Source organism: Pseudomonas sp. D3 (assembly GCF_029320995.1).
GTDB classification, from domain to species: Bacteria; Pseudomonadota; Gammaproteobacteria; order Pseudomonadales; family Pseudomonadaceae; genus Aquipseudomonas; species Aquipseudomonas paraveronii.
The window spans coordinates 266,428-292,796 of record NZ_CP119772.1; the positions used below are offsets into that span (position 1 = coordinate 266,428).

Here is a 26,369-nt window from a genome sequence, read left to right on the forward strand (position 1 = left end):
CGCCGTAACCTGTCAGGAAAACTCACAGATGAGCCGAGACCTTCCGCCCCTTAACGCCCTACGCGCATTCGAAGCCACGGCGCGCCTCAACAGCGTGAGCCAGGCGGCTGAGCAGTTGCACGTCACCCATGGCGCTGTGAGCCGCCAGCTTAAAGTGCTGGAAGAACATTTGGGTGTCAGCCTGTTCGTCAAGGAAGGACGCGGCCTCAAACTCACAGATGCCGGCGTGCGTCTGCGCGATGCGAGTACCGAGGCGTTCGAGCGCTTGCGCGACGTGTGCGCAGAAATCACCCAAAGCAGCGCCGATGCACCGTTCGTCCTCGGCTGTTCGGGCAGTTTGCTGGCGCGCTGGTTTATTCCGCGCCTGGGCCGCTTGAATGCCGACCTGCCCGATCTGCGCCTGCACCTGTCGGCAGGCGAAGGTGACCTGGACCCCCGCCGCCCCGGTCTGGACGCGCTGCTGCTGTTCGCCGAACCCCCGTGGCCAGCGGATATGCAGGTGTACGAGCTGGCCAGCGAGCGTATCGGCCCGGTCATGAGCCCGCGTTTCGCCGGTTACGAGCGCTTGCGCGACGCACCGGCTGCGGCGCTGTGTGGCGAAGCGCTGTTGCACACCACGTCACGCCCGCAGGCCTGGCCCAGTTGGGCGCAGCAACACGGGATCGAGCCCGGCGCGTTGAAACACGGCCAGGGTTTTGAGCATTTGTACTACTTGCTGGAAGCGGCGGTTGCAGGGCTGGGCGTGGCGATCGCGCCGGAGCCGCTGGTGGCGGAGGACGTGCGCGCCGGTCGCCTGGTGGCGCCGTGGGGCTTCACGCAAACCCCGGCGCACCTGGCGTTGTGGCTGCCCAAGCGCGCCGCAGATGGGCGCGCTCGGCAACTGGCGCAATGGCTCAAGGCTGAGCTGTTGCGCCAGCCGGTATAGCCGGAAAATCAGTTACCGCGTTTGCACAGCAGGTAAGCCGCCAGCAGGCCCAGTGCGCCAACGGCAACGCCGGCTGTGGTCCATGGGTGCTCTTGTGCGTAGTCCCGGGTCGCCACACCGGTTTCGCGGATTTTTACTTTGCTTTCTTCGTAGGCGTCGCTGATCAGGTGACGGGAATGCTTGAGTGCGTTCTCGGCATTGCTTTTCAGGGCCTTCAGGGTCTTGCGCGACTCATCGGAAGCATCGTCCTTGAGGTCCTCAAGGGACTTGAGCAGGCTCGAAATCTCGGCTTCCATGCTTTCCAGCGACGCTTTGCGTAAAGAAGTGTTGGCCATGTGGACTCTCCTGAAATGATTGAGTGGCGTGTGTAGATACCGACTACGGCCGTTTCAGAAAGTGCAGTAAATCTGAACTTTCGAATAGGAATGGTCGCCAGAAGCAGTATGAACTTTCACTGCTAGGCTTTATTGACGACCCTCAGGAGAAACGCCATGTCTGATCATCACACCTACAAGAAAGTCGAATTGGTGGGCTCGTCCGCCACCAGCATCGAAGAGGCGATCAACAACGCCTTGGCCGAAGCCAGCAAAAGCATCAAGCACTTGGAGTGGTTCGAGGTGATCGAAACCCGAGGCCATATCAAGGACGGCAAGGCCGCGCACTTCCAGGTTACGTTGAAGGTGGGGTTCCGAATTGCCAGTAGTTGATCGAAACGGTTGAACTTGCCGGCTGGCCGATTGCCATAACCTGCGCTACAACCAATGGGGGCCGATGCGACCTGCGTCGGCACGCTCGTTTCGATCAGCGCAAGGAAAGTGACGGATGAAGAAGTTCCTGTTAGCGGTAGGTTTGTTGAGCATGGCGGGCACCGTGCTGGCGGCGGGCAAGCCGTGTGAAGAGCTGAAAAGCGAAATTGCCGCGAAAATCGACGCCAAGGGCGCTTCGGGTTATTCGCTGCAAGTGGTGGCTAAAGGCGCTGCGGCCGACGGTAAGGTAGTTGGCAGTTGCGAAGGCGGCACCAAGGAAATTGTCTACAAGCGCGGTTAATCCTGCGTTGCAGACATAAAAAACCGACGCAGGTGCGTCGGTTTTTTTTCGCCTGCGAGGTTTAGCCCTTCATCAACTGCGCGAGCAGTTCGTAGGAATGAATCCGGTCGGCGTGTTCGTACAGGTCGCAGGTAAAGATCAGCTCATCGGCGCCGGTCTGTTCGATCAGCACCTCCAGTTTGGCGCGGATCTTCGCCGGGCTGCCGACCATCGCCAGGCCGAGGAAGCTGCCTACCGCGTCTTTTTCATGGGGCAGCCACAGGCCGTCCATGCTGTTCACTGGTGGGCGCTGCACCAGGCTCTGCCCGCGCATCAGCGCCAGGATGCGTTGGTAGACCGACGTGGCCAGGTAATCGGCCTGTTCATCGGTATCCGCCGCGACCAACGGAATGCCAAGCATCACGTAGGGCTTGTCCAGAACGGCCGAAGGCTTGAAGTGATTGCGGTACACGCGAATCGCCTCATGCATCAAGCGCGGTGCGAAATGGGAGGCGAAGGCGTAGGGCAAGCCGCGCTCACCGGCCAGTTGTGCGCTGAACAGGCTGGAACCGAGCAGCCACACCGGGACGTTGGTGCCGGTGCCGGGAACCGCAATCACCCGTTGGTCGGGCGTGCGCGGGCCGAGGTAGGCCATCAGTTCGGCCACGTCGTCGGGGAAGTCGTCCGCGCTGCCGGAGCGTTCGCGGCGTAGGGCGCGGGCGGTCATCTGATCGGAACCGGGCGCACGCCCCAGGCCCAGGTCGATCCGGCCGGGGTACAGGCATTCCAGGGTGCCGAATTGTTCGGCGATCACCAACGGCGCATGGTTGGGCAGCATCACGCCGCCGGAACCGACGCGGAGGGTCGAGGTGCCGCCGGCCAGGTAACCGAGTAATACCGAGGTGGCCGAGCTGGCGATGCCATCCATATTGTGGTGTTCAGCTACCCAGAAGCGGTTGTAGCCAAACTTTTCCACATGCTGGGCCAGGTCCAGGGAATTGCGCAGCGACTGTGCGGGACTGCCGTTGGCCCGCACGGGCACCAGGTCGAGGGTCGAGAACTTCACGTCGGACAGCGATTTCATAAGCCTGCTTCTCCAATAAGGGCGCAGGCTTCTTAGACGAACCAAAACCTGCCGCTTCATGTGCATGTTCTATGCAATGAGGGCATATACCCGAGATTCAATAGCGCGCGAGAAATTTCCTACCTTAGCGCTAGGTTTTTCTTACAAGTGAACTTTGGCAAAGCTTCTATCCTCAGAACCCTTACTGAAGCAAAACCACCGTTCGAGGAGACCGCTATGAGTATCGTGAAAAAAGCATCCGCGCATTGGGAAGGTGATCTGAAGACAGGTCTGGGTTCCATTTCCACGGAAACCGGCGTGCTGCGCGAAGCGCCCTACGGCTTCAAGGCCCGTTTCGAGGGAGGCAAGGGCACCAACCCTGAAGAATTGATCGGTGCGGCCCACGCCGGCTGTTTCTCCATGGCGTTTTCCATGATTCTCGGCGACGCCGGGCTCAAGGCTGACAGCATCGACACCCAGGCCGAAGTGACTTTGGACCAGGTCGACGGTGGTTTTGCGATCACCGCTGTACACCTGGTGCTCAACGCCAAGATTCCCGGCGCGAGCCAGGCGCAGTTCGAAGAACTGAGCAAAAAGGCCAAGGAAGGGTGCCCGGTGTCGAAGGTGCTGAACGCGAAAATCAGCCTGGACGCCACACTCGTCAACTGACACCGCCTTAAAAATGTGGGAGGGGGCTTGCCCCCGATTGCGATCTGTCAGTATCGGATGAGCCGACTGAATACCGCTATCGGGGGCAATCCCCCTTCCACATTTAGTTGTGCGTTAAATCAGAACTCGTGTTTCCCCGATGTGGTCCTATAGCCTATGCAGCCTTAGGCGCACACCCGTGCGCATGCATTCAGGGAGCTTCACACATGAAACGTTTTGCTTTGGCGATCATCTGCGGTGTGTTGGCCACATCGGCCGTGGCCGCACCCAAAGACTGCGAAGAGCTCAGGAAAGAGATCGAGATCAAAATCCAGGCCAAGGCGATTCCGTCCTACACCCTGGAAGTCATCACTGCCGAAGAAGCCAAGAACCACGACCGCGCGATGATTGTCGGTTCCTGCGAAAACGGTACCAAGGCGATCATCTACCAGAAGAACAACGACTGATCAGATGCAGTTCACGCTGCGCTCTTGCGCCAATAACTGACGCGCGGCGTTGTACAGCCGGATATTCGGTGTGTAGGCCAACGAGCGCCCCTCCAGGCGATAACGCTGGCCGGCCTCGAAGTGGTCGTACTGCAAGGTCATGAAGCAGGTCCGGTCCTGGGTTTGTGCCAATCCGCCAAAGCTGCCGCCGGCCGGCACTTCGAAATCAAAGCGCACCATCAGCTCGTGACTGCCCGGCGGGACCTGGAAGAAGCGTCCGTCGTTGAGGTTCTTCCCATCCAGACGTTGGGCCATCACCAGCTTGGCCCCCGGTGTCGGGGTGGCGAAATCGACCCAGGCCTGTTGCGGGTCCACCGGCGGGATGGGCGGCGAAGCACAGGCGCTGAGCAACAGGGCGGCGATGGGAAGCACTAGCTGGCGCATGGCGGGCACTCAACACAAGGAGAGGTTTGAGTATAAACACGCTACGCCATGGAAAAACGCCGGGCAGTCACGATAGGCTGGCGAGCCAATTACCCAAGGAGCAGTCGCGGCATGGTCAGGCGTTTTCTTCCAGGGTTGTGGGTTGTGCTGCTCAGCGGGTGTTCCAGCGTCGGTTATTACGGCCAATTGGCCAGCGGCCAGTGGCAGTTGCTGCAGGCCAGGGAGCCGGTGGCCAAGGTGATTGCCGACCCCGCGCGACCGCAGCCGTTACGTGATCACTTGGTGCAAGCGCAAAAGGCGCGCACGTTCGCCAGCGCGCAACTGCACTTGCCGGATAACCAGAGTTACCGGCTGTACGCCGATATTGGCCGGCCATATGTGGTCTGGAATGTTTTTGCCACGCAGGAGTTTTCCCTGGCGGCGCAAAATCACTGCTTCCCCATCGCCGGCTGCGTCGCCTATCGCGGCTATTACAGCCAGGGTGCGGCGCGGGGTGAGGCCGCGTTGCTCAAGCAGCAAGGCATGGATGTGTCGATTGGCGGCGTCGAGGCCTATTCCACCCTGGGTTGGTTCAATGACCCGATCATGAGTTCGATGCTGAGCTGGGGCGATGAGCGCCTGGCCACGTTGATTTTTCACGAGCTGGCGCACCAACGCTTTTACGTGAAGGACGACACCGAGTTCAATGAGTCCTTTGCCACCTTCGTCGAACAGGAAGGCACGCGCCAATGGCGCGTCGCCCGGGGCCTGGCGCCGATCGGCAGCGCGGCGCTGCAGCAGCGTGACCAATTTACCCGGTTGGTCCTCGATACCCGCAAACGTCTGGAAACACTCTACGCCCAGCCCTTGGCAGCCGATGCGATGCGGCGGGCCAAGGCGGCCGAATTCGAGCGCCTGCGCAGCGAATACCGGCGGGTGCGGGACAGTCAGTGGGGTGGCGACAAACGTTATGACGCCTGGGTGAATCTGCCGATGAACAATGCGCGGCTTCTACCGTTCGGGCTGTATGACCAGTGGGTGCCGGCGTTTGCGGCGTTGTTCCGACAGGACGGTGGGAATTGGCTGAAGTTCTATGCGGCAGTGGAGCGGATGGGCCATTTGCCGGTGGCACAGCGTAAGGCGGCGTTGAGGCAGTTGGAAGGTGCTGGCCGGTAGGGCCTCATCGGGAGCAAGCCCCCTCCCACATTTTGATCCGTGTACGCAGGCCAAATGTGGGAGGGGGCTTGCTCCCGATAGCGCCCTCAAGGCCGCTGCAAAAACGCCTGATGCATCTGCGCCAACGTCTGGAAATGCCAGGTCGGCGCTTCAGCATTCAACTCTTCGAAACTGCCGAACCCATACCCGACCGCCGCCGAATCCAGCCCATTGCTGCGCGCCCCGATCAAGTCGTGCTTGCGGTCGCCGATCATCAAGGTGGTGGCCGGGTCCAGGCGTTCTTCGCGCATCAAGTGGGCAATCAGCTCGACCTTGTTGGTGCGCGTGCCGTCCAGCTCGCTGCCGTAGATCACCTTGAAGTGCTTGGCAAAATCGAAATGGCGGGCGATCTCGCGGGCAAATTCCCACGGCTTGGAGGTGGCTACATACAACTGGCGACCCTGGCTGTTGAGGGCTTCTAGCAGCGGCATCACCCCGTCGAACACGCGGTTTTCATACAAACCGGTGACCTTGAAGCGTTCACGGTAGAAGTTCACCGCTTCCCAGGCCTTGGCTTCGTCGAAGCCGTAGAACTGCATAAAGGCTTGCAGCAACGGCGGGCCGATGAAGTGTTCGAGTGTGGTGATGTCGGGCTCGTCGATACCGAGTTTGCCCAGGGCGTACTGGATCGAACGGGTGATGCCCTCGCGGGGGTCGGTCAGGGTGCCGTCCAGGTCGAACAGTACGGTTGGATAGTGCAGGGTCATTGATCGAATCCTTGCGCCAGGTGCAGGTCTTTGAGCTTCACGTAGTTCGCGGCGCTGTAGGTGAAAAACGCGCGTTCCTTGTCAGTCAGTTCGCGGATCTGTTTAACCGGGCTGCCGACGTACAAGAAGCCGCTTTCAAGTTTCTTGCCCGGCGGCACCAGGCTGCCGGCGCCGATGATCACCTCGTCTTCGACCACGGCGCCGTCCATCACGATGCTGCCCATGCCGATCAGGATGCGATTGCCCACGGTGCAGCCGTGCAGCATGACTTTGTGGGCGATGGTCACATCGTCGCCGATCAGCAGCGGAAAACCATCGGGATTGAACGGCCCGGCATGGGTAATGTGCAGCACGCAGCCGTCCTGCACGCTGGTGCGCGCGCCGATGCGGATGCGGTGCATGTCGCCGCGGATCACGGTGAGCGGCCAAACCGAGCTGTCGTCGCCGATTTCTACATCGCCGATCACCACCGCCGAAATATCGACAAAAGCCCCGGCGCCCAGGGTTGGCGTGTGGTTCTGATAGGTGCGAAGGGTCACGATAGCCTCTCTCTCTTCTGCTGATAGCTGCGGTGGACGTTGATTGTAATTAAGATGGCCCCATCTTTGTTCTTACATGTTTCTTCAGCCAAGGTGCCAACCGTGAGCGCGAACAACCCTCTTCTGCAGCCCTACGACCTGCCGCCGTTCTCGGCGATACGTGCCGAGCACGTACAGCCGGCCATCGAACAGATCCTCGCCGACAACCGGCTTGCCATCGAAGGCATCCTGCAAAGCCAGGGGAAAAATCCGACATGGGCCGGTCTGGTCCTTGCCATGGATGAACTGAATGATCGTCTGGGCGCCGCCTGGAGCCCGGTCAGCCACCTCAACGCCGTGTGCAACAGCGCCGTGTTGCGTGAGGCGTATGAAAGCTGCCTGCCGGCGTTGAGCGCCTACTCCACCGAGATGGGCCAGAACCGCGAACTGTTCCAGGCGTTCGAGGCTTTGGCCAACAGCCCGCAAGCTGCCGGTTTCGATGTGGCGCAAAAAACCATCCTGGAACATTCGCTGCGCGATTTCCGCTTGTCGGGTATCGATCTGCCGCCCGAGCAGCAAAAACGCTACGCCGAAGTGCAAAGCAAACTCTCCGAGCTGGGCAGCAAATTCTCCAACCAACTGTTGGACGCCACCCAGGCCTGGACCAAACACGTTACCGATGAAGCCACCCTCGCCGGCCTGACCGACTCGGCCAAGGCACAAATGGCCGCCGCCGCCCAGGCCAAAGACCTCGACGGTTGGTTGATCACCCTGGAATTTCCCAGCTACTACGCGGTGATGACCTACGCCCAGGACCGCGCTCTGCGCGAAGAAATCTACGCCGCCTATTGCACCCGTGCGTCGGACCAAGGCCCGAATGCCGGTCAGAACGATAACGGCCCGATCATGCAACAGATCCTCGACCTGCGTCAGGAACTGGCCCGGCTGCTGGGCTATGCGTCCTTCTCCGAATTGAGCCTGGCCACCAAAATGGCCGACTCCAGCGACCAGGTGCTGAGCTTCCTGCGCGACCTGGCCAAGCGCAGCAAGCCGTTTGCCGCCCAGGACCTGCAACAGCTCAAGGCCTACGCCGCCGAACAAGGCTGCGCCGACCTGCAAAGCTGGGACAGCGGTTTCTACGGTGAAAAACTGCGTGAACAGCGCTACAGCGTGTCCCAGGAAGCCCTGCGCGCGTACTTCCCGATCGACAAGGTGCTCGGCGGCTTGTTTGCCATCGTGCAGCGTCTGTACGGCATCGAGATCGCCGAGCAGAAAGGCTTCGACACCTGGCACCCGGACGTGCGCCTGTTCGAAATCAAGGAAAACGGCCAGCACGTCGGCCGTTTCTTCTTCGACCTGTACGCCCGCGCCAACAAGCGTGGCGGTGCCTGGATGGACGGCGCCCGCGACCGTCGCCGCACCGTCGAAGGTGTGTTGCAAAGCCCGGTGGCCAACTTGGTGTGCAACTTCACCCCGGCCGACAGCGGCAAGCCTGCCCTGCTGACCCACGACGAAGTGACGACGCTGTTCCACGAATTCGGCCACGGCCTGCATCACCTGCTGACCCGTGTCGAGCATGCCGGCGTGTCCGGCATCAACGGCGTGGCCTGGGATGCGGTGGAGTTGCCGAGCCAGTTCATGGAGAACTGGTGCTGGGAGCCGGAAGGCCTGGCGCTGATCTCCGGCCACTACGAAACCGGCGAGCCGCTGCCCCAGGACCTGCTGGAAAAAATGCTCGCGGCGAAAAACTTCCAGTCCGGCCTGATGATGGTGCGCCAGTTGGAGTTTTCGCTGTTCGACTTTGAGTTGCATGCCACCCATGGTGACGGCCGCAGTGTGGCGCAGGTACTCGAGGGCGTGCGCGACGAGGTGTCGGTGATGCGTCCGCCGGCCTACAACCGCTTCCCCAACAGCTTCGCGCATATCTTCGCCGGTGGTTACGCTGCGGGTTATTACAGCTACAAGTGGGCTGAAGTGCTGTCCGCCGATGCTTTCTCCAAGTTCGAAGAAGACGGCGTGCTCAATGCCGAAACCGGACGTGCTTTCCGCGAGGCGATCCTGGCCCGTGGCGGTTCCCAGGCGCCGATGGTGTTGTTTGTCGATTTCCGCGGGCGTGCGCCGTCCATTGACGCACTCTTGCGCCACAGCGGCCTGAGTGAGGACGCAGCAGCATGAGTGACGTGCCAGTGATTACCAAAAAGCAGTTTATTGCCGGGGCTGTTTGCCCGGCGTGCAGCGAGCCGGACAAGTTGAAGATGTGGACCGAGGACAACGTTCCGCATCGCGAATGCGTGGCCTGCGGTTATACCGACACGCTGAATGATCAGGGCTTGTCGGTGCCCAAGGAGCTGGGTACGCGGGTCAATACCTCGGCGCTCAAAGCGCCGGACCCGAAGGTGCAGTCGGTGCAGTTCTTTCCTAACCCGAAGCTGAAGAAAGACTGAGATCCTGTCAGGGCGTAATCAGCGCTCTGGGGTCTTTGGTGGGTTCAACAGGGCTGGTGGTACCAGCCGTGTTGAACCAACTTTTCATTGAGCACAGGGCAAACTCGCTGGTGCTGCAATCGCCATTCGCCAAGGCTGTGCGCAACTTGTCGATATCGGCCTTCATCATGTAGCGAACACCGTCCTTGAGGCCCTTGCTGCTGCCGAAGCCGCCCAAGGTCATTTCGTTCAACGCCTCTTCCTTGCTCCAACCCTGAACCACCACGCGATACATCGCCGCCATCAGGCCGGTGCGGTCTGTGCCGTGTTTGCAGTGCATCAGCACTGCACCGTTGGCTTCGGCCTCGCGAATCGCCCTCAGCGCGGCGAGCACGTCAGCGTCATCGACATGGTTGGTGCGATAAACCAACTGGACCTGTCGGATATCAGGAGTTTTCAGCCAATCGCTGTCGGACTCTGGCAGAAAGTTGATTACGGTGCCGATCTTGAGTTTTTCCAGCAGAGGTACCGCGTTGCTGTCTGGCAGCGCGCTGCGATAGAGCGTGGGCGTCATCTGGTGCAGGTTGTATTGATTGCCAACCGGCTGCGCCCATTCGGATGAGCGAAGGGATGCGGTGTCGTCTGCCCAGGCGTGCGCGCTGGTGAACAGTGCCAGGAACGCGAGGCTGAGGGCCGGTAGCCATTGATGCTTGAACATGGGCGACGTAACCGATAGTGGGTTGGTGGGTGATGTCCAGAGTCGGTCATGCGGGGTCAATGGGGTGTGAGGGGCGCGTCAAAGAATCGTGAATCGCTGTCGGGCGACGTCCTGGGGCAGGCGACGCAAAAGCATTGACCGCCAAACGGCACTGGTCTTCCCGCTTGCGCCCCTATACTGTATATAAAAACAGTATAGGGGCATTTTCATGTCTGCACCTCTGCCGCCCCGTGGCCGGGGCACGGCGACCAACCTGCACAATCGTTTCGCGCCCACCGTCAGCGTGGCCGAGGACGACGGCTGGTATCAGGAAGTGCCGCCGACCCAGGGCACCGAAGTGCGTATCGAAACGGCCAAGACCATCATCACGCGCAACAACTCGCCGGACTTGCCGTTCGATCGCTCGATCAATCCTTATCGCGGGTGTGAGCATGGCTGCATCTACTGCTATGCGCGGCCCAGTCATGCCTATTGGGACCTGTCGCCGGGGCTGGATTTCGAAACCAAACTGATCGCCAAGACCAACGCCGCCGACGTGCTGGAACAGCAGCTGTCCAAGCCCGGCTACGTGTGTGCGCCGATCAACCTGGGGTCCAACACCGATCCGTACCAGCCGATCGAGCGCGAGTACACGATCACCCGGCAGACCCTCGAAGTGCTGCTGCGCTATCGGCATCCGGTGACCATCATCACCAAGGGCTCGCTGATCCTGCGCGATCTCGACCTGCTCACCGAACTGGCGCGCCAGCGGCTGGTGGCGGTGATGATCAGCCTCACCAGCCTCGACGACGAGCTCAAGCGCATCCTGGAGCCACGCACGGCGGCGCCCAAGGCGCGATTGCGGGCGATCCGGGTGATGCGCGAGGCTGGCATCCCGGTGGGGGTGCTGTGCTCGCCGATGATCCCGATGATCAACGACAGCGAACTGGAGAGCCTGCTCACCGAAGCCCATGCGGCCGGTGCGCAAAGTGCGGCGTACATGATGCTGCGCCTGCCGCTGGAGGTGGCGCCGCTGTTCGAGGAGTGGCTGGCCGCGCATTACCCGCAGCGCGCCGCCCATGTGATGAGCCTGGTGCGCCAGGTGCGTGGCGGGGAGGTGTATGACAGCCGCTTCGGCGTGCGCATGCGCGGAGAGGGGCCGTTTGCCGATCTATTGGCGCAGCGCTTTCGCAAGGCAATCAAGCGCCTGGGGCTCGACGGTCGGGAAGGCTTCAACCTGGATTGCACGGCGTTCTGCCCACCGGGCAGGCAGATGGCGTTGTTGTAGACTATCGAGCAAATATGCGCCGGCCCTGTAGGAATAGTCGCGTTTTGATATCACTGAAACCCGCGATCTAGAGCGGTTAATTCAGTTTGAGTTAAGTTTCGACGGCTACTTTGTCCAGCGAGTGACTGATGAGTCGGAACCCGGCTTTGTGGCGTTCCAAAACTATTTCATCGGCCCGGCGTCGAATTGACCTGAACCCTCCCTGCATTAATCAAGAGGATGCATCATGAGTGACAAGGATAAACAGCCGTTGGCTGCGTCGGCTTCAGCCGCTCAAGTGGCGGAGTCCGCCGATGCAGCGCTAAAGCACATCGTTGACGGCTTTTTGCATTTCCATCACGACGTCTTCCCTCAGCAAGAAGAGCTCTTCAAGAAACTCGCCACGGCCCAGAACCCGCGAGCGATGTTCATTACCTGCGCCGACTCGCGCATCGTGCCCGAGCTGATTACCCAGAGCTCGCCCGGCGACCTGTTCGTGACCCGTAACGTCGGCAACGTGGTGCCACCCTACGGGCAGATGAACGGCGGCGTTTCCACCGCCATCGAATACGCGGTCCTTGCCCTGGGCGTGCAGCACATCATTGTGTGCGGGCACTCCGACTGCGGCGCGATGCGTGCGGTGCTCAACCCCGCGAGCCTGGAGAAGATGCCGACGGTCAAGGCCTGGCTGCGTCACGCCGAAGTCGCCAAGACCATGGTTCACGACAACTGCGATTGCGCCAATGAAGGCGAGAGCATGAAGATGCTGACCGAAGAAAACGTCATCGCCCAGTTGCAGCATTTGCGCACCCACCCTTCCGTGGCCTCGCGCATGGCCAATGGTCATTTGTATATCCATGGTTGGATCTACGACATCGAGACCAGTGAAATCCGCGCCTACGATGCGGAAAAGGCGGCGTTTCGACCGCTGAACGGCACCGAGCCGATCCCCTCCGCGACGCCTAAAGCGCGCTTCTAACACACTTCCCTGCCGGGTAAAGCGGTGGCTGCCATGGATGCAGCCAGGCTTTGCCGCGCCCGGCGAATGCCTCGGGAGAGTCATCATGCGTGCTGCTCAATTAAAAGCTGTATTACCTCGGGAGCTGCTGGCTTCCGTGGTGGTGTTTCTGGTCGCCCTGCCGTTGTGCATGGGGATCGCGATCGCGTCCGGCATGCCGCCGTCCAAGGGCCTGATCACCGGGATTATCGGTGGCCTGGTGGTGGGCTGGATGGCGGGTTCGCCACTGCAAGTCAGCGGGCCGGCGGCGGGTTTGGCGGTATTGGTGTTTGAGCTGGTGCGCCAGCACGGCATGCTGATGCTCGGGCCGATCCTGCTGCTGGCCGGCTTCCTGCAACTGGTGGCCGGGCGTTTGCGTCTGGGTTGCTGGTTCCGTGTCACGGCGCCCGCGGTGGTCTACGGCATGCTGGCGGGGATCGGCGTGCTGATTGTGCTGTCGCAGGTCCATGTGATGCTCGACGGTGCGCCCAAGCCATCAGGGCTGGATAACCTGGCGAACTTCCCGGCCGCGCTGGCCGAGGCGATTCCTACCCTGGGCGGCGGCCTTGGTTGGCAGGCCGGTTTGCTGGGTTTGTCGACCATGCTCGTGATGTACCTGTGGGATAAGTTCCGCCCGCAACCGCTGCGGTTTGTGCCGGGCGCCTTGTTGGGGGTGGGCCTGGCAACGGTCACCAGCCTGGTGCTGGCGTTGCAGGTCAAGCGCGTGGAGGTTCCGGAAAACCTCGCCGACGCCATTGATTGGCTGCGTCCCAGTGACCTGCTGAACCTGGCCGACCCTCAATTGTTGATCGCCGCGTTCGCCGTGGCGTTTATCGCCAGTGCCGAAACCCTGCTTTCCGCCGCAGCGGTCGACCGTATGCACAGTGGTCAGCGTTCCGATTTCGATAAGGAATTGTCCGCTCAAGGTGTCGGCAACATGCTCTGCGGCCTGGTCGGCGCCTTGCCGATGACCGGCGTGATCGTGCGCAGCTCGGCCAACGTGCAAGCCGGGGCCACCACGCGCTTATCGGCGATGTTCCATGGCGTGTGGCTGCTGGGGTTCGTGCTGTTGTTGTCGAGCGTGTTGCAAAGCATTCCGGTGGCGAGTCTGGCGGGCGTGCTGGTGTACACCGGGATCAAACTGGTGGACGTCAAGGCGTTCCGGGCCTTGGGCCGCTACGGGCGGATGCCGATGTTTACCTATGCGGCCACGGCGCTGGCGATCGTCTTTACCGACCTGCTGACCGGCGTGCTGGTGGGCTTCGGGCTGACGTTGCTGAAACTGGCGTTCAAGGCTTCGCGTCTTAAAATCAGTCTGATCGATTTGCCTCAGATCGGCGAAATGGAGCTGCGTTTGAGCGGTGCGGCGACCTTTCTGAAAGTGCCGGCGTTAACCCAGGTGCTGTCGACGGTGCCTGCGGGAACCACCGTGCATGTACCGCTGAGTAACTTGAGTTACATCGACCACTCTTGCCTGGAGTTGCTGGAGGAGTGGGGCCGGGCCAATGCGGCCAAGGGCGCGAAGCTGGTGATTGAGGCGCGGGGGTTGAAGCGTCGGCTGGAAGGACGGGTGCGGACGACGACGGGGATCGGTTCGGCGCCGGTTACCAACTGACGGAGCCGGAGCAAAAATGTGGGAGGGGGCTTGCCCCCGATGGCGGTGAATCAGTGCCTAATCCGCTAGCTGACACACCGCCATCGGGGGCAAGCCCCCTCCCACATTTGTTTCGCGTCAGGCCGAAGATTCAGGCCGGCTGATCCAGCTCCAACTCAACGCCCAGCTTGCGTGACAGGCACGGCCAGCGCTTCCATGCCGCTTCCGTTGCCACGCTTTTGAGCTGCTCGCGATACGCCTCGACCGATTCCAGCGCAAAGCTGTCTTCGTCGAGCATTTCATCCACCGCATGGTGGACGGCTTCGTCCAACTGGTTGGCAAATGTCTCGCCGATCAGTTGATGGGCAATCAGGTTGGCCACGGTCGTATCCGCCGGAATCAACGGTTGGCCGAAATGCTTGATATACAGGTCATTGACCTCTTCAACCAGACGATGGGCCAGGTAGGCCTCGTCCAGCAGGCCGTCGAGGCCAATATGCCCCGCCAGAATCGCTGGCGGTTGCAGGAAAAATTGCTCGGCGATCTTCAGTACCGGCTTAACCTGGCTTTCGATGCCGGCCTCGCGGGCTACGTCGTTGGCGGCGTCCAGTAGGTCCGGGACGAGGTCGACGTAGGCAGTGACAAAGCGGGTCATGACGATGTTGCGATCCCCTTCCGCCAGGGTGATGGCCGGATGCAGGTGCGGCAATTGTTTCTCGAGTTGCTGGGCCAGTTGGCCAGTGCTGGCTTCGTGTTGATGGGCAAGGGAAATCTGCTCGCGCAATGCGGCGGTGTTCATGAAAGCTCCAGTGAAGCAGGCGTAGGAAAAGGGAAAGGACAAGGTAGTTCGTTTATACGAGCGTCTAAGACGCATTTGTCATAATTATTTCATGGTTATGCACCGCGGTTATATCGAATTGCCATCGTTCGTCGGATAAACGATTCCGTCCCCGACTTTATGGGCTCCGTCCGTCTGTTTTAGCTCATTTGCCCCCGCACATTGCGGGGTTGCAGGTGCTGTCTATACTCGGTTTTGTACGCGATTAGCTGATGACGCCAGACTGCATAAGCAGGTGAGGCTAAGCGGTTGTAAGCAGTATGGAAGCCGCGCCCTTCGCCGCAGGTGCAAACCGGCGGGATAACAAGAACGATAAGGGGAACCCGCAATGACGCGACATCCACATGTTTGGATGGGCCTCCTGTTGTGGTCAGTATTCGGTCAGGCGCATGCCGCCTGGACAACGAATATGGCGCCAGGGGCGACAGAAGTCAGTCACGCTGTGTTCGACCTGCACATGACCATTTTCTGGATCTGTGTGGTGATCGGCATTGTCGTATTTGGCGCGATGTTCTGGTCGATGATCCTTCACCGCCGGTCTACGGGCCAGGTGGCAGCCAAGTTCCACGAAAGCACCACCGTGGAAATCCTCTGGACCGTAGTGCCCTTGCTGATCCTGGTGGCCATGGCCATCCCGGCGACCAAGACCCTGATCAACATCTACGACAGCACGGAATCGGATATCGATATCCAGATCACCGGCTATCAGTGGAAGTGGCATTACAAATACCTCGGCCAGGATGTGGAGTTCTTCAGCAACCTGGCCACGCCTGCCGAGCAAATCCATAACCAGGCCACCAAGGGCGAACATTACCTGCTGGAAGTCGACCAACCGCTGGTGTTGCCGGTGGGGGCCAAGGTGCGTTTTTTGGTGACCGCTGCGGACGTGATCCACTCCTGGTGGGTGCCGGCCTTTGCGGTCAAGCGCGACGCGATCCCCGGTTTCATCAACGAGGCCTGGACCCGTGTCGAGAAGCCCGGCATCTACCGGGGCCAGTGCGCCGAACTGTGCGGCAAGGACCACGGCTTCATGCCTATCGTGGTCGAGGTCAAGTCCAAGGCCGATTACGACACCTGGCTTGGCGAGCGCAAGGCCGAGGCCGCCAAGCTCAAGGAGCTGACCTCCAAAGAGTGGACGCGCGAAGAGCTGGTGGCCCGTGGCGACAAGGTCTACCACACCACCTGCGTGGCCTGTCACCAGGCCGAAGGCCAGGGCTTGCCGCCGATGTTCCCGGCGCTCAAGGGCTCGCCGATCGCCACCGGCACCAAGGAAGACCACCTGCACCGCGTCTACTTCGGCAAACCGGGGACCGCCATGGCGGCTTTCGGCAAGCAGCTCTCGGAAGTGGATATCGCCGCAGTGGTGACCTACGAGCGCAACGCCTGGGGCAACAACAAAGGCGACATGGTCACGCCCAAAGACGTGCTGGCTCTGAAACAGGCGCAAAGCAAATGACAACCTTCATTGGCTGCGCCCTGAACCGCCCCGCCCACTCGTTTGCAGGAGAACGGCCATGAGCGCTGTGATCGATGACCATGGCCACGCCAGTGACCATGCCCACGGCCCCGCCAAAGGTTTGATGCGCTGGGTGCTGACCACCAACCACAAAGACATCGGCACGATGTACCTGTGGTTTGCCTTCACCATGTTCCTGCTCGGCGGTTCGTTCGCCATGGTGATCCGCGCCGAGCTGTTCCAGCCCGGCCTGCAGATCGTCGAGCCGGCGTTCTTCAACCAGATGACCACCATGCACGGCTTGATCATGGTGTTCGGCGCGGTGATGCCGGCGTTCGTCGGCCTGGCCAACTGGATGATCCCGCTGATGATCGGCGCGCCAGACATGGCCCTGCCGCGCATGAACAACTTCAGCTTCTGGCTGCTGCCGGCGGCGTTCCTGCTGCTGGTCTCGACCCTGTTCACCCCGGGCGGAGGGCCGAATTTCGGCTGGACCTTCTACGCCCCGCTCTCCACCACCTACGCCCCGGAAAGCGTGACCTTCTTCATCTTCGCCATCCACCTGATGGGTATCAGTTCGATCATGGGCGCGATCAACGTGGTCGCCACCATCCTCAACCTGCGCGCACCGGGCATGACCCTGATGAAAATGCCGCTGTTCGTATGGACCTGGCTGATCACCGCCTTCCTGCTGATCGCGGTGATGCCGGTGCTGGCCGGTTGCGTGACCATGATGTTGATGGACATCCACTTCGGCACCAGCTTCTTCAGTGCGGCCGGCGGCGGTGACCCGGTGCTGTTCCAGCATGTGTTCTGGTTCTTCGGCCATCCCGAGGTGTACATCATGATCCTGCCGGCCTTCGGCGCCGTCAGTTCGATCATCCCGACCTTTTCGCGCAAGCCGCTGTTCGGCTACACCTCGATGGTCTACGCCACGGCGAGCATCGCGTTCCTGTCGTTCATCGTGTGGGCGCACCACATGTTCGTGGTCGGCATTCCGCTGGTGGGCGAGCTGTTCTTCATGTACGCCACCCTGCTGATCGCCGTACCGACGGGGGTGAAGGTGTTCAACTGGGTCAGCACCATGTGGCAAGGCTCGCTGACGTTCGAGACGCCGATGCTGTTCGCGGTGGCGTTCGTGATCCTGTTCACCATCGGTGGTTTTTCCGGCTTGATGCTGGCCATCGCTCCGGCGGACTTCCAGTACCACGACACCTATTTCGTGGTGGCGCACTTCCATTACGTACTGGTGCCTGGCGCGATCTTCGGCATCTTCGCTTCGGCCTACTACTGGCTGCCGAAATGGACCGGCCACATGTACGACGAAACCCTGGGCAAGCTGCACTTCTGGCTGTCTTTCGTGGGCATGAACATGGCGTTCTTCCCGATGCACTTCGTCGGGCTGGCCGGCATGCCGCGCCGGGTGCCGGATTACAACCTGCAGTTCGCCGACTTCAACATGGTCTCGTCCATCGGCGCCTTCATGTTCGGCGCCACGCAGATATTCTTCCTGTTTATCGTGATCAAGTGCATCCGCGGCGGCCCGCCAGCGCCGGCCAAGCCATGGGACGGGGCCGAAGGCCTGGAGTGGAGCGTGCCCTCGCCCGCGCCGTATCACACCTTCACCACGCCCCCGGAGATCAAATGAACCGGTTTGCACAAATCCCCTGTGTGAGGGAGCTTGCTCCCGATAGCGGTGTGTCAGTCGACACCTTCATTGGCTGTAAGGCCGCCATCGGGAGCAAGCCCCCTCCCACACCGTCGGGTGATCGCCATGGCTGACTCCGTGCCGCTCAAGCGCCTGGTCACCCGCCTGCTGATCCTGGTGTTGGCGATGTTCGCCTTCGGCTTTGCCCTCGTGCCGATCTACGACGTGATGTGCAAGGCGTTCGGCATCAACGGCAAGACGGCCGGGCAATATGAAGGCGAGCAGATCGTCGATCCGTCGCGCCAGGTGCGGGTGCAATTCCTGTCCACCAATGCCATCGACATGGTCTGGGAGTTCCATTCCAAGGCCGATGAGATCGTGGTCAACCCGGGCGCGGTCAACGAGATGCTCTTCGTGGCCTACAACCCCAGCGACAAGCCGATGACTGCCCAGGCGATCCCGAGCATTTCCCCGGCCGAAGCGGCAATGTACTTCCACAAGACCGAGTGTTTTTGCTTTACCCAGCAAGTGCTGCAACCCGGTGAGCGCATCGAAATGCCGGTGCGCTTCATTGTCGATCGCGACATGCCCAAGGATGTGAAGCATTTGACCCTGGCGTACACGCTGTTTGATATCACCGCGCGCCAACCGCCCGTGGCTGTCCATAGCGGCGGCTAGCTACTGTTTGCCCGCTCAATCAGGAGAGCGAATACATGTCGACTCATGATACGTACTACGTACCAGCGCAAAGCAAATGGCCGATAATTGCGACGGTTGGCCTGCTGGTCACCGTGTATGGCCTGGCCGTGTGGTTCAACGACCTGAAGGCCGCCCGCCCGGAGTCCCACGGGCCGTGGATCTTTTTCGTCGGCGGCTTGCTGCTGGCCTACATGCTGTTCGGCTGGTTCGGCGCGGTGATCAAGGAAAGCCGCGCAGGGTTGTACAGCGCGCAGATGGACCGCTCGTTTCGCTGGGGCATGACGTGGTTCATCTTTTCCGAAGTGATGTTCTTTATCGCGTTCTTCGGCGCGCTGTTTTATGTGCGGCATATGTCGGCGCCGTGGTTGGCGGGCGAAGGCTCCAAAGGCGTCGCGCATATGCTGTGGCCGAATTTCGAGTTTGCCTGGCCGCTGCTCAATAACCCTGATCCCAAGCTGTTTCCCGCGCCCGAAGGCACTATCAGCCCGTGGGGCCTGCCGCTGGTCAACACCATCTTGCTGGTGAGTTCCAGCGTGACCATCACCATCGCCCACCATGCCCTGCGCAAAGGCCATCGTGGCGCGCTGAAAATCTGGCTGGCGCTCACGGTGCTGCTGGGCCTGTGCTTTCTCGGGTTCCAGGCCGAGGAATACATCCACGCCTACAAAGAGCTGGGCCTGACCCTGGGCTCTGGCGTGTACGGCGCGACTTTCTTCATGCTCACGGGTTTTCACGGTGCCCACGTGACCATCGGCACCATCATTCTGTTCGTGATGCTGATGCGCATCCTGCGCGGGCACTTCAATGCCGAGCATCAGTTCGGCTTCGAAGCCGCCAGTTGGTATTGGCACTTTGTAGATGTGGTTTGGATCGGGCTGTTTTTCTTCGTTTATGTGCTGTGAGGCGCGTTACCAAGGCGTATGCGACACCAACTGGCCGCTGAAAAAGCCCCAGGCGATCAACGCCGCGGTGATCACGGCCAGTACGACACGCACGGTCAAGGCCGTGACGAGGCGGTTGGAGTGGCCCTCGTCCTTGACCAAAAAGAACAAGCCGCTGAACAGGCTTGCGACGGTCGCGATCAGCATCAGGGCAATGGCGGCTTTGAGCATGGTCTGGCTCCAGGGCTTACAGAGGGAGGGGCGATGAAATTCAGTATAGCCAGTGCTATCCAGCGCTTTCGCCCCGGTATAGCGCCGACGTTGGTGGTGCTCGTGTTGCTGCCACTGATGGTGGGCCTGGGCTTCTGGCAACTGTCACGCGGCCATGAAAAACAGTTGATGGTGGACAGCTATGCCGAGCGCCGCGCCGCTGAGCCGGTAGGCAGTGCGCAACTCGGCGGCATGGCTGATCCGGCCTTCCGTCGCGTGCATCTGCGCGGCCAATTCGACGGTGAGCACAGTGTGTTGCTCGACAACCGCATGCGTAATGGCAAGGCCGGCGTCGAGCTGCTGCAACCGTTCCACGACCAGGCCAGCGGCCTGTGGCTGTTGCTCAATCGCGGCTGGTTGCCCTGGCCGGATCGGCGTGCGCCGCCGGTCTTCAGCACGCCGGAGCAGCCGGTGAATCTTGACGCCTGGGTGTACGTCGCGCCCGGCGAAACCTTCCAGCTGCATGCTGACCCTGCGACCGCACAATGGCCGCGCCTGCTCACCGCGCTGCATCCCGCCGCGTTGTGGGCCGAGTTGGGCCGCAGCGGTTTTGTCTACGAGCTGCGCGCCGAAGCCGGCCCCGGTACGTATGAAACCACCTGGCCCATCGTCGCCATGGGCCCGGAAAAACACCTGGCCTATGCGGTGCAATGGTTCGCCATGGCGCTGGCGCTGCTGAGCCTTTACCTCTACCTCGGATGGCACAACGCAAAGGAGAAGCACCATGGGAGCGGCCATGAATCCACTCAACATGTCTGATGCGCCAGCGACGCCCGACCGGCGCAAGGGCCGCTGGCAACTGATCCTGATCCTGCTGATGGTGATCGGCCCGATGGCGCTCGCCACCTTTATGTACAAGCTGCAGTTCTGGGTGCCGGACAGTCGCAGCTACCACGGTGAACTGATCGGCAACGGCCAGACCCGCGCCGACATCGGCGTGCAGGCCGACGAACAGCGCTGGCAGTTGCTGGTCACTGCGCCCAGCGCCTGCGCCGCCGAGTGCCGGCAACTGGTGTACCTGGCGCGGCAACTGCAGATCGGCCTCGGGCGTGATGCCTCTCGCGCCAGTCACGCCCTGGCCAGCGCGCTGCCGATCGGCGCCGATTACGACGCCAAGCTCAAGGCCGAATACCCGCAATTGCAACGCTACCCGCTGGACCTGACGACCTTCGGCAAAGCTGCCGCCGCACCGGGCGAGGCGCAACTGTGGATCGTCGATCCCCACGGCAACCTGGTGCTGCGCTACGACACGACGGTCAAGGGCAAGGACTTGCTCAACGACCTGCGCCAACTGCTGAAACTGTCGAACATCGGATAAGGGCATTGTCATGGCCAAACCTGGATTTCGCCTCGCGCTGTTTGCCACCTTGCTGGCGCTGATCGTCGTGTTGCTCGGCGCCTACACGCGCCTGACCCACGCCGGCCTGGGTTGTCCGGATTGGCCGGGGTGCTACGGCTTTATCAGCGTGCCGCAAAGCGAAGCCCAACTGGCCCATGCCGAGCTGCATTTTCCGGACACGCCGGTGGAGGCCGGCAAGGGTTGGAGCGAGATGGTCCATCGTTACTTTGCCGGCACCCTGGGCCTGCTGATCGTGCTGTTGGCGGCGCGCTCCTGGCGGCATCGGCGCGACCCCGGCCAGCCGGTGAAGTTGCCGCTGTTCCTGTTGGCGGTGGTGTTCGCCCAGGCGGCGTTCGGCATGTGGACGGTGACGCTCAAGCTCTGGCCGCAAGTGGTGACGGGGCATCTGTTGGGCGGCTTTGCGACCTTGAGCCTGTTGTTTCTGCTGACGTTGCGTCTGTCCGGCGTGTTGCCTGCGTTGATCGTGCCCAAGCGCCTGCAATATTGGGCGACGGCGGGGTTGGTGCTGGTGATCGGGCAGATTGCGCTGGGCGGCTGGGTGAGCTCCAACTACGCGGCGGTGGCCTGTATCGATTTGCCCACCTGTCATGGCCAGTGGTGGCCGGCGGCGGACTTTGCCAATGGCTTTCACCTGACCCAGCACATCGGCCCCAATTACCTCGGTGGCCAGCTCGACAGCGATGCACGCACGGCCATCCACCTGACCCACCGCGTCGGCGCGCTGCTGGTCACCCTGGTGTTACTGGGCCTGGCCTGGCAACTGCGCGCCGTGGGCATGACCCGGCTCGCAGGCTTGCTGCTGATCGCCCTGGCGGCACAAATCTGCCTGGGCCTGAGCAACGTGTATTTCCATCTGCCATTGCCGGTTGCGGTCGGTCACAACGCCGGTGGTGCAGCCTTGTTGCTGACCCTGGTACTGGTCAATTACCACGCCCGCACCAGCCTGGTTCGGGTGCGCCGCCAGTTGCCGTTCGGCTGGCGCTTCAGCCCGCGCAAACACGTATCGGGCCTCATCACCCTTAAAGGAGAGATGCCATGGCGACCTTGATCGGCGCGCGTCACGGCCAGGCGATCTGGCGTGATTACCTGGAGCTGACCAAGCCGAAAGTGGTGGTGCTGATGCTCATCACCTCGCTGGTGGGCATGTTCCTCGCCACTCGCGCCGGGGTGCCGTGGGCGGTGCTGATTTTCGGCAACCTGGGGATTGCCCTGTGTGCCGGTGGCGCGGCGGTGGTCAACCACGTCGTGGATCGGCGCATCGATACGCTGATGGCGCGCACGCAAAAGCGGCCGATCGCGCAAGGGCGTGTGTCGCCCGTGGCTGCGCTGGCCTTTGCATTGTTTCTGGCTGTTGCAGGGTTGGCGCTGCTGCTGGCGTTCACCAACCCACTGGCGGCCTGGCTGACGCTGGCCTCGTTGCTCGGCTACGCGGTGATTTACACCGGCTTTCTCAAGCGTGCGACGCCGCAGAACATCGTCATCGGCGGCCTGGCCGGCGCGGCACCGCCGCTGTTGGGGTGGGTTGCGGTTACCGGGCATGTCAGCGCCGAGCCGCTGTTGCTGGTGCTGATCATCTTCGCCTGGACCCCGCCACACTTCTGGGCCCTGGCCATTCACCGCAAGGAGGAATACGCCAAGGCCGATATTCCGATGCTGCCGGTCACCCATGGCGAGCACTACACCAAGGTGCATATCCTGCTCTACACCTGCGCCCTGCTGGCGGTGAGCCTGATGCCCTACGTCATCCATATGAGCGGCCTGCTGTACCTCGGATGTGCGCTGCTGCTGGGCGGGCGCTTTCTGCAATGGGCCTGGGTGCTGTACCGTGGCGCTCAGCCGCACGCGGCGATCAACACCTTCAAGTACTCTATCTGGTACTTGTTCCTGCTGTTTATCGCCCTGCTCGTAGACCACTACTTACTGTTGAACCTATGACTCGAACTCAAAAAACTGTCTTCATTCTGGTGGCCATTGTCGCGTTGATCATGGGCCTGACCGTCAATAAAGTGCTCTCGGGCAAGGGCCAGGGCGACCCGACCGCCTTGATCGATGCCGGCATCATCCTGCTGCCGCAAAGCCGCCAATTGCCGCCGGTGACCATGACCAACCAGGACGGCCAGCCAGTGCTGGTCAATGAGTTGAAAGGCAAGTGGAGCCTGCTGTTCTTCGGCTACACCTTTTGCCCGGACATCTGCCCCACCACCCTCGCCCAACTGCGTCAGATCAAGAGCGAGTTGCCCAAAGAGGCTATGGATAAGTTGCAGGTGATCCTGGTCAGCGTCGACCCGAACCGCGACACGCCGACTCAGCTCAAGCAATACCTGGGCTATTTCGACCCGCAATTCCAAGGCCTGACCGGCGCGAATGTGGACGATGTGCAGAAGGTGTCGAACGCGGTAAGCATCCCGTTCATTCCGGCCGACACGACCAAGCCGAACTACACGGTCGACCACAGCGGCAACCTTGCGCTGATTGGCCCGGACGGTACGCAGCGTGGGTTTGTCCGTGCGCCGTTGAACAACCAGAAGCTGGTGGTGCAGTTGCCGGGGCTGTTGCAGCGTAAGTAACAGGCAACACAAAACACAGATGGGAGGGGGCAATCCCCCTCCTACATTGTTTGATCTGCGGTGTGTTGGAGATCGAGTCGGATCAGAACGCCGGCTTGATCGCGCCTTTGTACTTCTCTTCGATGAACTTCTTCACTTCAGGCGTGTGCAGGGCTGCAACCAGCTTCTTCACGGCGTCCGAATCTTTGTTGTCTTCGCGGGTCACCAGGATGTTCACGTAAGGCGAGTCGCTGCCTTCGATGACCAGGGCGTCCTTGGACGGGTCCAGCTTGGCTTCCAGCGCGTAGTTGGTGTTGATCAGCGCCAGGTCGACCTGAGTCAGCACGCGCGGCAAGGTGGCGGCTTCCAGTTCGCGGAACTTGAGTTTTTTCGGGTTGGCGGTGATGTCCTTGATGGTCGACAGGATGTTGGTCGGGTCCTTCAGGGTGATCAGGTCGTGCTTGGCCAGCAGCAACAGCGCACGGCCGCCGTTGGTGGCGTCGTTCGGGATCACGACGTTGGCGCCTTCAGGCAGGTCGGCCAGGGTCTTGTACTTGCTGGAGTAAGCGCCCAGGGGTTCCAGGTGGACCGCGCCGACGCTCACCAGGTGCGTGCCCTTGGCTTTGTTGAACTCATCCAGGTACGGCTGGTGCTGGAAGAAGTTGGCGTCCAGGCGCTTTTCAGCCACTTGTACGTTGGGCTGTACGTAGTCGGTGAAGACTTTGACCTGCAAGTCCACGCCTTCTTTGGCGAGCACAGGTTTAACGAACTCCAGAATTTCCGCGTGGGGTACCGGCGACGCGGCGACGGTAAGGGTCTCGGCGGCGTGGGCGGAAAACGCGGCAACGGCGGCGAAAGCAACCAGTAGTTTTTTCATTCAACAAGCTCCTTGTTCGGGTATCTATCGGCGTGTGGCCGGCAATAGCCGTTATTTTCGAGAAAAATGCACCACCAGCTTGTCGCCGACGGTTTGCAGAATTTGCACCAGGATCAACAGCATCACCACGGTGACCACCATCACATCGGTCTGGAAGCGCTGGTAGCCGAAACGGATCGCCAGGTCACCCAGGCCACCGGCACCGACGACACCGGCCATGGCCGTGTAGGACACGAGTGTAATAGCCGTCACCGTAATCGCTGCGAAAATGCCGGGACGGGCCTCAGGCAACAACGCATGGGTGATGATCTGGCGCGTGCTGGCGCCCATGGACTGGGTGGCTTCGATGATGCCGCGGTCTACTTCACGCAGCGCGGTTTCCACCAGGCGCGCAAAGAACGGCGTAGCCCCCACGACCAGCGGCGGAATCGCCCCGGCCACACCCAGCGAGGTGCCGGTGATCAGCACGGTGAACGGGATCATCACGATCAACAGGATGATGAACGGCAGCGAGCGCAGGATGTTCACGATCAGCGACAGCAACGCGTACAGGCCTTTTTGCTCGAACAACTGGCGCGGGCTGCACAGAAACAGCAGCACGCCCAATGGCAAGCCGAGCAGCACGGTGAAGAACAGCGAACCGAACAGCATGGTCATGGTATCGCCGGTGGCGAGCCAGATTTCGGACCAGTCGATATTGGCGAAGAAACTCAACAGCACTTCCATTAGCGCAGCACCTCCATGTGGACGTCGGCGGCGGTGAAGCGGGCAAAGGCTGCTTCCATGTCGCCGCCGGTGACGGCGAGGGTCAGTTGCCCGTAGGGGGTGTCTTTGATTCGGTCGATACGCCCGGCGAGGATGCTGTAGTCCACCCCCGTTTCACGGGCGACGGTGCCCAGTAACGGCGCGTAGGTCGCTTCGCCCTGGAACGTCAGGCGCACGATGCGGCCCGGTACGTGGGCGAAGTCATCGCGCTGCTCGCTTTCGTCGACCTGATCGGCTTCCTGGACAAAGCGCTTGGTGGTCGGGTGCTTGGGGTGCAGGAACACATCGGCCACCGAGCCTTGCTCGACGATCACACCGGCGTCCATCACCGCCACCTGGTCGCATACGCGGCGGATCACGTCCATTTCGTGGGTGATCAGCACGATGGTGAGTTTCAACTCGCGGTTGATCTCGGCCAGCAGTTGCAGCACCGAGGCGGTGGTCTGCGGGTCGAGGGCGCTGGTGGCTTCGTCGCACAGCAGGATTTTCGGTTTGGTCGCCAGGGCGCGGGCAATGCCGACGCGCTGCTTCTGGCCGCCGGATAGTTGCGCCGGGTACTTCTTGGCGTGGTCCGACAGACCGACGCGCGCCAGCAGTTCGGCGACGCGCTGGTCGATGGCCTTGCGCGACAATTCGCCGGCCAGGGTCAGTGGCAGCGCCACGTTGTCGGCGACGGTCTTGGAGGCCAGCAGGTTGAAGTGCTGGAAAATCATCCCGACCTGCTGGCGGAAACGACGCAGGCCGTTGGCATCCAGGGCAGTGACTTCTTCACCATCGACGTGGATCTGGCCGCCGCTGGGTTGCTCGAGACGATTGATCAGGCGCAGCAGGGTACTTTTTCCCGCGCCGGAGTGGCCAATCAGACCAAACACCTGGCCGTTCTCGACGCGCAGGCTGGTGGGGTGCAGCGCGGGGATTTCCTTACCGGCGACGCGGTAGGTTTTATGGACGTTATGAAACTCGATCACGTAGCGAACCTTGTGGGGCGCATGGAAAAGGGATCAGCGGTTAGCCGGGCGCGCATTTTAGCCTGTCCGTATAGCGTTTCTTAGCATTTATTTCGCTTTCAACCAGCGATTT

Annotated in this window: 31 protein-coding genes; 20 read left to right on the forward strand and 11 right to left on the reverse strand. The window is 61.2% G+C overall.

Annotation, left to right across the window (positions count from 1 at the left end; translation table 11 throughout):
• Positions 1–28 precede the first annotated feature (28 nt).
• Positions 29–925 (forward strand): LysR family transcriptional regulator, encoded by an 897-nt coding sequence (locus tag P3S72_RS01170; RefSeq protein WP_276195601.1) that lies wholly within the window; start codon positions 29–31, stop codon positions 923–925.
• Positions 926–933: 8 nt separating this feature from the next.
• Here P3S72_RS01170 and P3S72_RS01175 read toward each other — a convergent pair whose 3' ends face one another.
• Entirely contained in the window at positions 934–1,260 is a 327-nt protein-coding gene (locus P3S72_RS01175) for a DUF883 family protein (protein WP_247408555.1), read from the reverse strand.
• Positions 1,261–1,416: 156 nt separating this feature from the next.
• Here P3S72_RS01175 and P3S72_RS01180 point away from each other — a divergent pair, with 156 nt between their 5' ends.
• Positions 1,417–1,632 (forward strand): dodecin, encoded by a 216-nt coding sequence (locus P3S72_RS01180; protein WP_276195602.1) that lies wholly within the window; start codon positions 1,417–1,419, stop codon positions 1,630–1,632.
• Positions 1,633–1,747: 115 nt separating this feature from the next.
• A complete protein-coding gene (locus P3S72_RS01185) occupies positions 1,748–1,972 on the forward strand; it encodes a DUF1161 domain-containing protein (RefSeq protein ID WP_276195603.1) in 225 nt (74 codons plus the stop codon).
• A 61-nt stretch (positions 1,973–2,033) separates the two neighbouring features.
• On the opposite strand, the gene P3S72_RS01190 is transcribed toward P3S72_RS01185, so the two are convergent.
• The gene (locus P3S72_RS01190) at positions 2,034–3,035 is read right to left on the reverse strand and encodes an LLM class flavin-dependent oxidoreductase (protein ID WP_276195604.1); all 1,002 of its coding nucleotides are present in this window, start codon (positions 3,033–3,035) and stop codon (positions 2,034–2,036) included.
• Between the two features lie 216 nt (positions 3,036–3,251).
• Between P3S72_RS01190 and P3S72_RS01195 the strand changes: the two genes are divergently transcribed.
• Both P3S72_RS01195 and P3S72_RS01200 read left to right on the forward strand, forming a co-directional pair.
• Entirely contained in the window at positions 3,252–3,683 is a 432-nt protein-coding gene (locus P3S72_RS01195) for an OsmC family protein (protein ID WP_276195605.1), read from the forward strand.
• Between the two features lie 206 nt (positions 3,684–3,889).
• Positions 3,890–4,129: a DUF1161 domain-containing protein gene (locus P3S72_RS01200; RefSeq protein WP_247400228.1), complete on the forward strand. Its 240-nt coding sequence runs from the start codon at positions 3,890–3,892 to the stop codon at positions 4,127–4,129.
• Here the strand turns inward: P3S72_RS01200 and P3S72_RS01205 are convergent, their stop codons facing one another.
• Positions 4,130–4,552: a hypothetical protein gene (locus tag P3S72_RS01205; protein ID WP_276195606.1), complete on the reverse strand. Its 423-nt coding sequence runs from the start codon at positions 4,550–4,552 to the stop codon at positions 4,130–4,132.
• Positions 4,553–4,663: 111 nt separating this feature from the next.
• On the opposite strand from P3S72_RS01205, the gene P3S72_RS01210 reads away from it, so the two are divergent.
• Positions 4,664–5,707: an aminopeptidase gene (locus P3S72_RS01210; protein WP_276195607.1), complete on the forward strand. Its 1,044-nt coding sequence runs from the start codon at positions 4,664–4,666 to the stop codon at positions 5,705–5,707.
• 86 nt (positions 5,708–5,793) lie between these two features.
• On the opposite strand, the gene P3S72_RS01215 is transcribed toward P3S72_RS01210, so the two are convergent.
• Positions 5,794–6,453 carry an HAD family hydrolase gene (locus tag P3S72_RS01215; protein WP_276195608.1) on the reverse strand — a complete coding sequence of 220 codons (660 nt, stop codon included), beginning with the start codon at positions 6,451–6,453 and terminating at the stop codon, positions 5,794–5,796.
• On the reverse strand, positions 6,450–6,992 hold the full coding sequence (locus tag P3S72_RS01220; protein ID WP_247400236.1) for a gamma carbonic anhydrase family protein: 543 nt from the start codon (positions 6,990–6,992) through the stop codon (positions 6,450–6,452). The genes P3S72_RS01215 and P3S72_RS01220 overlap by 4 nt, the downstream gene beginning before the upstream one ends.
• A gap of 54 nt (positions 6,993–7,046) precedes the next feature.
• On the opposite strand from P3S72_RS01220, the gene prlC reads away from it, so the two are divergent.
• Both prlC and P3S72_RS01230 read left to right on the forward strand, forming a co-directional pair.
• On the forward strand, positions 7,047–9,146 hold the full coding sequence (gene prlC / locus P3S72_RS01225) for an oligopeptidase A (protein ID WP_276195609.1): 2,100 nt from the start codon (positions 7,047–7,049) through the stop codon (positions 9,144–9,146).
• Positions 9,143–9,415: a YheV family putative zinc ribbon protein gene (locus P3S72_RS01230; protein WP_247400240.1), complete on the forward strand. Its 273-nt coding sequence runs from the start codon at positions 9,143–9,145 to the stop codon at positions 9,413–9,415. The genes prlC and P3S72_RS01230 overlap by 4 nt, the downstream gene beginning before the upstream one ends.
• Positions 9,416–9,422: 7 nt before the next feature.
• Here P3S72_RS01230 and P3S72_RS01235 read toward each other — a convergent pair whose 3' ends face one another.
• Entirely contained in the window at positions 9,423–10,112 is a 690-nt protein-coding gene (locus P3S72_RS01235; RefSeq protein ID WP_276195610.1) for a tyrosine-protein phosphatase, read from the reverse strand.
• A gap of 208 nt (positions 10,113–10,320) precedes the next feature.
• Between P3S72_RS01235 and P3S72_RS01240 the strand changes: the two genes are divergently transcribed.
• The 3 genes from P3S72_RS01240 (at position 10,321) to P3S72_RS01250 (ending at position 13,970) form a co-directional block, all read left to right on the forward strand.
• Positions 10,321–11,379, forward strand: a complete 1,059-nt coding sequence (locus tag P3S72_RS01240) for a PA0069 family radical SAM protein (RefSeq protein WP_276195611.1) — start codon at positions 10,321–10,323, stop codon at positions 11,377–11,379.
• Positions 11,380–11,605: 226 nt separating this feature from the next.
• Positions 11,606–12,337 carry a carbonic anhydrase gene (locus tag P3S72_RS01245; protein ID WP_247400246.1) on the forward strand — a complete coding sequence of 244 codons (732 nt, stop codon included), beginning with the start codon at positions 11,606–11,608 and terminating at the stop codon, positions 12,335–12,337.
• Between the two features lie 85 nt (positions 12,338–12,422).
• Positions 12,423–13,970, forward strand: a complete 1,548-nt coding sequence (locus P3S72_RS01250; RefSeq protein ID WP_276195612.1) for a SulP family inorganic anion transporter — start codon at positions 12,423–12,425, stop codon at positions 13,968–13,970.
• 130 nt (positions 13,971–14,100) lie between these two features.
• Here the strand turns inward: P3S72_RS01250 and P3S72_RS01255 are convergent, their stop codons facing one another.
• Positions 14,101–14,748, reverse strand: coding sequence for a hypothetical protein (locus tag P3S72_RS01255; protein ID WP_276195613.1), 648 nt, complete (start codon positions 14,746–14,748; stop codon positions 14,101–14,103).
• Positions 14,749–15,115: 367 nt separating this feature from the next.
• Between P3S72_RS01255 and coxB the strand changes: the two genes are divergently transcribed.
• The 4 genes from coxB (at position 15,116) to P3S72_RS01275 (ending at position 19,492) form a co-directional block, all read left to right on the forward strand.
• Positions 15,116–16,243 carry a cytochrome c oxidase subunit II gene (gene coxB / locus P3S72_RS01260; protein ID WP_276195614.1) on the forward strand — a complete coding sequence of 376 codons (1,128 nt, stop codon included), beginning with the start codon at positions 15,116–15,118 and terminating at the stop codon, positions 16,241–16,243.
• A 58-nt stretch (positions 16,244–16,301) separates the two neighbouring features.
• A complete protein-coding gene (gene ctaD / locus P3S72_RS01265) occupies positions 16,302–17,891 on the forward strand; it encodes a cytochrome c oxidase subunit I (RefSeq protein WP_276195615.1) in 1,590 nt (529 codons plus the stop codon).
• A 126-nt stretch (positions 17,892–18,017) separates the two neighbouring features.
• The gene (locus tag P3S72_RS01270; protein ID WP_026140285.1) at positions 18,018–18,569 is read left to right on the forward strand and encodes a cytochrome c oxidase assembly protein; all 552 of its coding nucleotides are present in this window, start codon (positions 18,018–18,020) and stop codon (positions 18,567–18,569) included.
• 35 nt (positions 18,570–18,604) lie between these two features.
• Complete coding sequence (locus P3S72_RS01275; protein ID WP_276195616.1) at positions 18,605–19,492, forward strand: cytochrome c oxidase subunit 3; 888 nt, start codon at positions 18,605–18,607, stop codon at positions 19,490–19,492.
• 6 nt (positions 19,493–19,498) lie between these two features.
• On the opposite strand, the gene P3S72_RS01280 is transcribed toward P3S72_RS01275, so the two are convergent.
• Positions 19,499–19,702 (reverse strand): twin transmembrane helix small protein, encoded by a 204-nt coding sequence (locus P3S72_RS01280; RefSeq protein ID WP_276195617.1) that lies wholly within the window; start codon positions 19,700–19,702, stop codon positions 19,499–19,501.
• Between the two features lie 33 nt (positions 19,703–19,735).
• Between P3S72_RS01280 and P3S72_RS01285 the strand changes: the two genes are divergently transcribed.
• The 5 genes from P3S72_RS01285 to P3S72_RS01305 are packed head-to-tail and all read left to right on the forward strand — an operon-like array spanning position 19,736 to position 23,668.
• Entirely contained in the window at positions 19,736–20,500 is a 765-nt protein-coding gene (locus P3S72_RS01285; protein ID WP_276195618.1) for an SURF1 family protein, read from the forward strand.
• Positions 20,466–21,059 (forward strand): hypothetical protein, encoded by a 594-nt coding sequence (locus tag P3S72_RS01290; protein WP_276195619.1) that lies wholly within the window; start codon positions 20,466–20,468, stop codon positions 21,057–21,059. Before P3S72_RS01285 ends, P3S72_RS01290 begins: the two co-directional genes overlap by 35 nt.
• Before the next feature lie 10 nt (positions 21,060–21,069).
• Positions 21,070–22,149, forward strand: coding sequence for a COX15/CtaA family protein (locus tag P3S72_RS01295; protein WP_276195620.1), 1,080 nt, complete (start codon positions 21,070–21,072; stop codon positions 22,147–22,149).
• Positions 22,137–23,036: a heme o synthase gene (gene cyoE / locus P3S72_RS01300; protein ID WP_276195621.1), complete on the forward strand. Its 900-nt coding sequence runs from the start codon at positions 22,137–22,139 to the stop codon at positions 23,034–23,036. Before P3S72_RS01295 ends, cyoE begins: the two co-directional genes overlap by 13 nt.
• Positions 23,033–23,668, forward strand: a complete 636-nt coding sequence (locus P3S72_RS01305) for an SCO family protein (RefSeq protein WP_276195623.1) — start codon at positions 23,033–23,035, stop codon at positions 23,666–23,668. The genes cyoE and P3S72_RS01305 overlap by 4 nt, the downstream gene beginning before the upstream one ends.
• Before the next feature lie 82 nt (positions 23,669–23,750).
• On the opposite strand, the gene P3S72_RS01310 is transcribed toward P3S72_RS01305, so the two are convergent.
• From P3S72_RS01310 to P3S72_RS01320, 3 genes are read right to left on the reverse strand one after another with little or no spacing between them, the layout of a single operon-like run.
• The gene (locus tag P3S72_RS01310; protein ID WP_247399137.1) at positions 23,751–24,524 is read right to left on the reverse strand and encodes a MetQ/NlpA family ABC transporter substrate-binding protein; all 774 of its coding nucleotides are present in this window, start codon (positions 24,522–24,524) and stop codon (positions 23,751–23,753) included.
• 51 nt (positions 24,525–24,575) lie between these two features.
• The gene (locus P3S72_RS01315) at positions 24,576–25,250 is read right to left on the reverse strand and encodes a methionine ABC transporter permease (protein WP_247399170.1); all 675 of its coding nucleotides are present in this window, start codon (positions 25,248–25,250) and stop codon (positions 24,576–24,578) included.
• On the reverse strand, positions 25,250–26,257 hold the full coding sequence (locus P3S72_RS01320) for a methionine ABC transporter ATP-binding protein (protein ID WP_276195625.1): 1,008 nt from the start codon (positions 26,255–26,257) through the stop codon (positions 25,250–25,252). Before P3S72_RS01320 ends, P3S72_RS01315 begins: the two co-directional genes overlap by 1 nt.
• Between the last annotated feature and the right edge of the window lie 112 nt (positions 26,258–26,369).

Excerpts from the sequence above, each read along its gene's own strand:
- P3S72_RS01315 (WP_247399170.1), bottom strand. The coding sequence starts at position 25,250 with ATGGAAGTGCTGTTGAGTTTCTTCGCCAATATCGACTGGTCCGAAATC.
- P3S72_RS01215 (WP_276195608.1), bottom strand. The coding sequence starts at position 6,453 with ATGACCCTGCACTATCCAACCGTACTGTTCGACCTGGACGGCACCCTG.
- P3S72_RS01230 (WP_247400240.1), top strand. The coding sequence starts at position 9,143 with ATGAGTGACGTGCCAGTGATTACCAAAAAGCAGTTTATTGCCGGGGCT.
- coxB (WP_276195614.1), top strand. The coding sequence starts at position 15,116 with ATGACGCGACATCCACATGTTTGGATGGGCCTCCTGTTGTGGTCAGTA.
- P3S72_RS01295 (WP_276195620.1), top strand. The coding sequence starts at position 21,070 with ATGGCCAAACCTGGATTTCGCCTCGCGCTGTTTGCCACCTTGCTGGCG.
- P3S72_RS01210 (WP_276195607.1), top strand. The coding sequence starts at position 4,664 with ATGGTCAGGCGTTTTCTTCCAGGGTTGTGGGTTGTGCTGCTCAGCGGG.
- P3S72_RS01285 (WP_276195618.1), top strand. The coding sequence starts at position 19,736 with ATGAAATTCAGTATAGCCAGTGCTATCCAGCGCTTTCGCCCCGGTATA.
- prlC (WP_276195609.1), top strand. The coding sequence starts at position 7,047 with ATGGCCCCATCTTTGTTCTTACATGTTTCTTCAGCCAAGGTGCCAACC.
- cyoE (WP_276195621.1), top strand. The coding sequence starts at position 22,137 with ATGGCGACCTTGATCGGCGCGCGTCACGGCCAGGCGATCTGGCGTGAT.
- ctaD (WP_276195615.1), top strand. The coding sequence starts at position 16,302 with ATGAGCGCTGTGATCGATGACCATGGCCACGCCAGTGACCATGCCCAC.
- P3S72_RS01270 (WP_026140285.1), top strand. The coding sequence starts at position 18,018 with ATGGCTGACTCCGTGCCGCTCAAGCGCCTGGTCACCCGCCTGCTGATC.
- P3S72_RS01190 (WP_276195604.1), bottom strand. The coding sequence starts at position 3,035 with ATGAAATCGCTGTCCGACGTGAAGTTCTCGACCCTCGACCTGGTGCCC.
- P3S72_RS01250 (WP_276195612.1), top strand. The coding sequence starts at position 12,423 with ATGCGTGCTGCTCAATTAAAAGCTGTATTACCTCGGGAGCTGCTGGCT.
- P3S72_RS01240 (WP_276195611.1), top strand. The coding sequence starts at position 10,321 with ATGTCTGCACCTCTGCCGCCCCGTGGCCGGGGCACGGCGACCAACCTG.
- P3S72_RS01305 (WP_276195623.1), top strand. The coding sequence starts at position 23,033 with ATGACTCGAACTCAAAAAACTGTCTTCATTCTGGTGGCCATTGTCGCG.
- P3S72_RS01200 (WP_247400228.1), top strand. The coding sequence starts at position 3,890 with ATGAAACGTTTTGCTTTGGCGATCATCTGCGGTGTGTTGGCCACATCG.
- P3S72_RS01290 (WP_276195619.1), top strand. The coding sequence starts at position 20,466 with ATGGGAGCGGCCATGAATCCACTCAACATGTCTGATGCGCCAGCGACG.
- P3S72_RS01175 (WP_247408555.1), bottom strand. The coding sequence starts at position 1,260 with ATGGCCAACACTTCTTTACGCAAAGCGTCGCTGGAAAGCATGGAAGCC.
- P3S72_RS01245 (WP_247400246.1), top strand. The coding sequence starts at position 11,606 with ATGAGTGACAAGGATAAACAGCCGTTGGCTGCGTCGGCTTCAGCCGCT.
- P3S72_RS01205 (WP_276195606.1), bottom strand. The coding sequence starts at position 4,552 with ATGCGCCAGCTAGTGCTTCCCATCGCCGCCCTGTTGCTCAGCGCCTGT.
- P3S72_RS01280 (WP_276195617.1), bottom strand. The coding sequence starts at position 19,702 with ATGCTCAAAGCCGCCATTGCCCTGATGCTGATCGCGACCGTCGCAAGC.
- P3S72_RS01310 (WP_247399137.1), bottom strand. The coding sequence starts at position 24,524 with ATGAAAAAACTACTGGTTGCTTTCGCCGCCGTTGCCGCGTTTTCCGCC.
- P3S72_RS01170 (WP_276195601.1), top strand. The coding sequence starts at position 29 with ATGAGCCGAGACCTTCCGCCCCTTAACGCCCTACGCGCATTCGAAGCC.
- P3S72_RS01195 (WP_276195605.1), top strand. The coding sequence starts at position 3,252 with ATGAGTATCGTGAAAAAAGCATCCGCGCATTGGGAAGGTGATCTGAAG.
- P3S72_RS01185 (WP_276195603.1), top strand. The coding sequence starts at position 1,748 with ATGAAGAAGTTCCTGTTAGCGGTAGGTTTGTTGAGCATGGCGGGCACC.
- P3S72_RS01235 (WP_276195610.1), bottom strand. The coding sequence starts at position 10,112 with ATGTTCAAGCATCAATGGCTACCGGCCCTCAGCCTCGCGTTCCTGGCA.
- P3S72_RS01180 (WP_276195602.1), top strand. The coding sequence starts at position 1,417 with ATGTCTGATCATCACACCTACAAGAAAGTCGAATTGGTGGGCTCGTCC.
- P3S72_RS01275 (WP_276195616.1), top strand. The coding sequence starts at position 18,605 with ATGTCGACTCATGATACGTACTACGTACCAGCGCAAAGCAAATGGCCG.
- P3S72_RS01255 (WP_276195613.1), bottom strand. The coding sequence starts at position 14,748 with ATGAACACCGCCGCATTGCGCGAGCAGATTTCCCTTGCCCATCAACAC.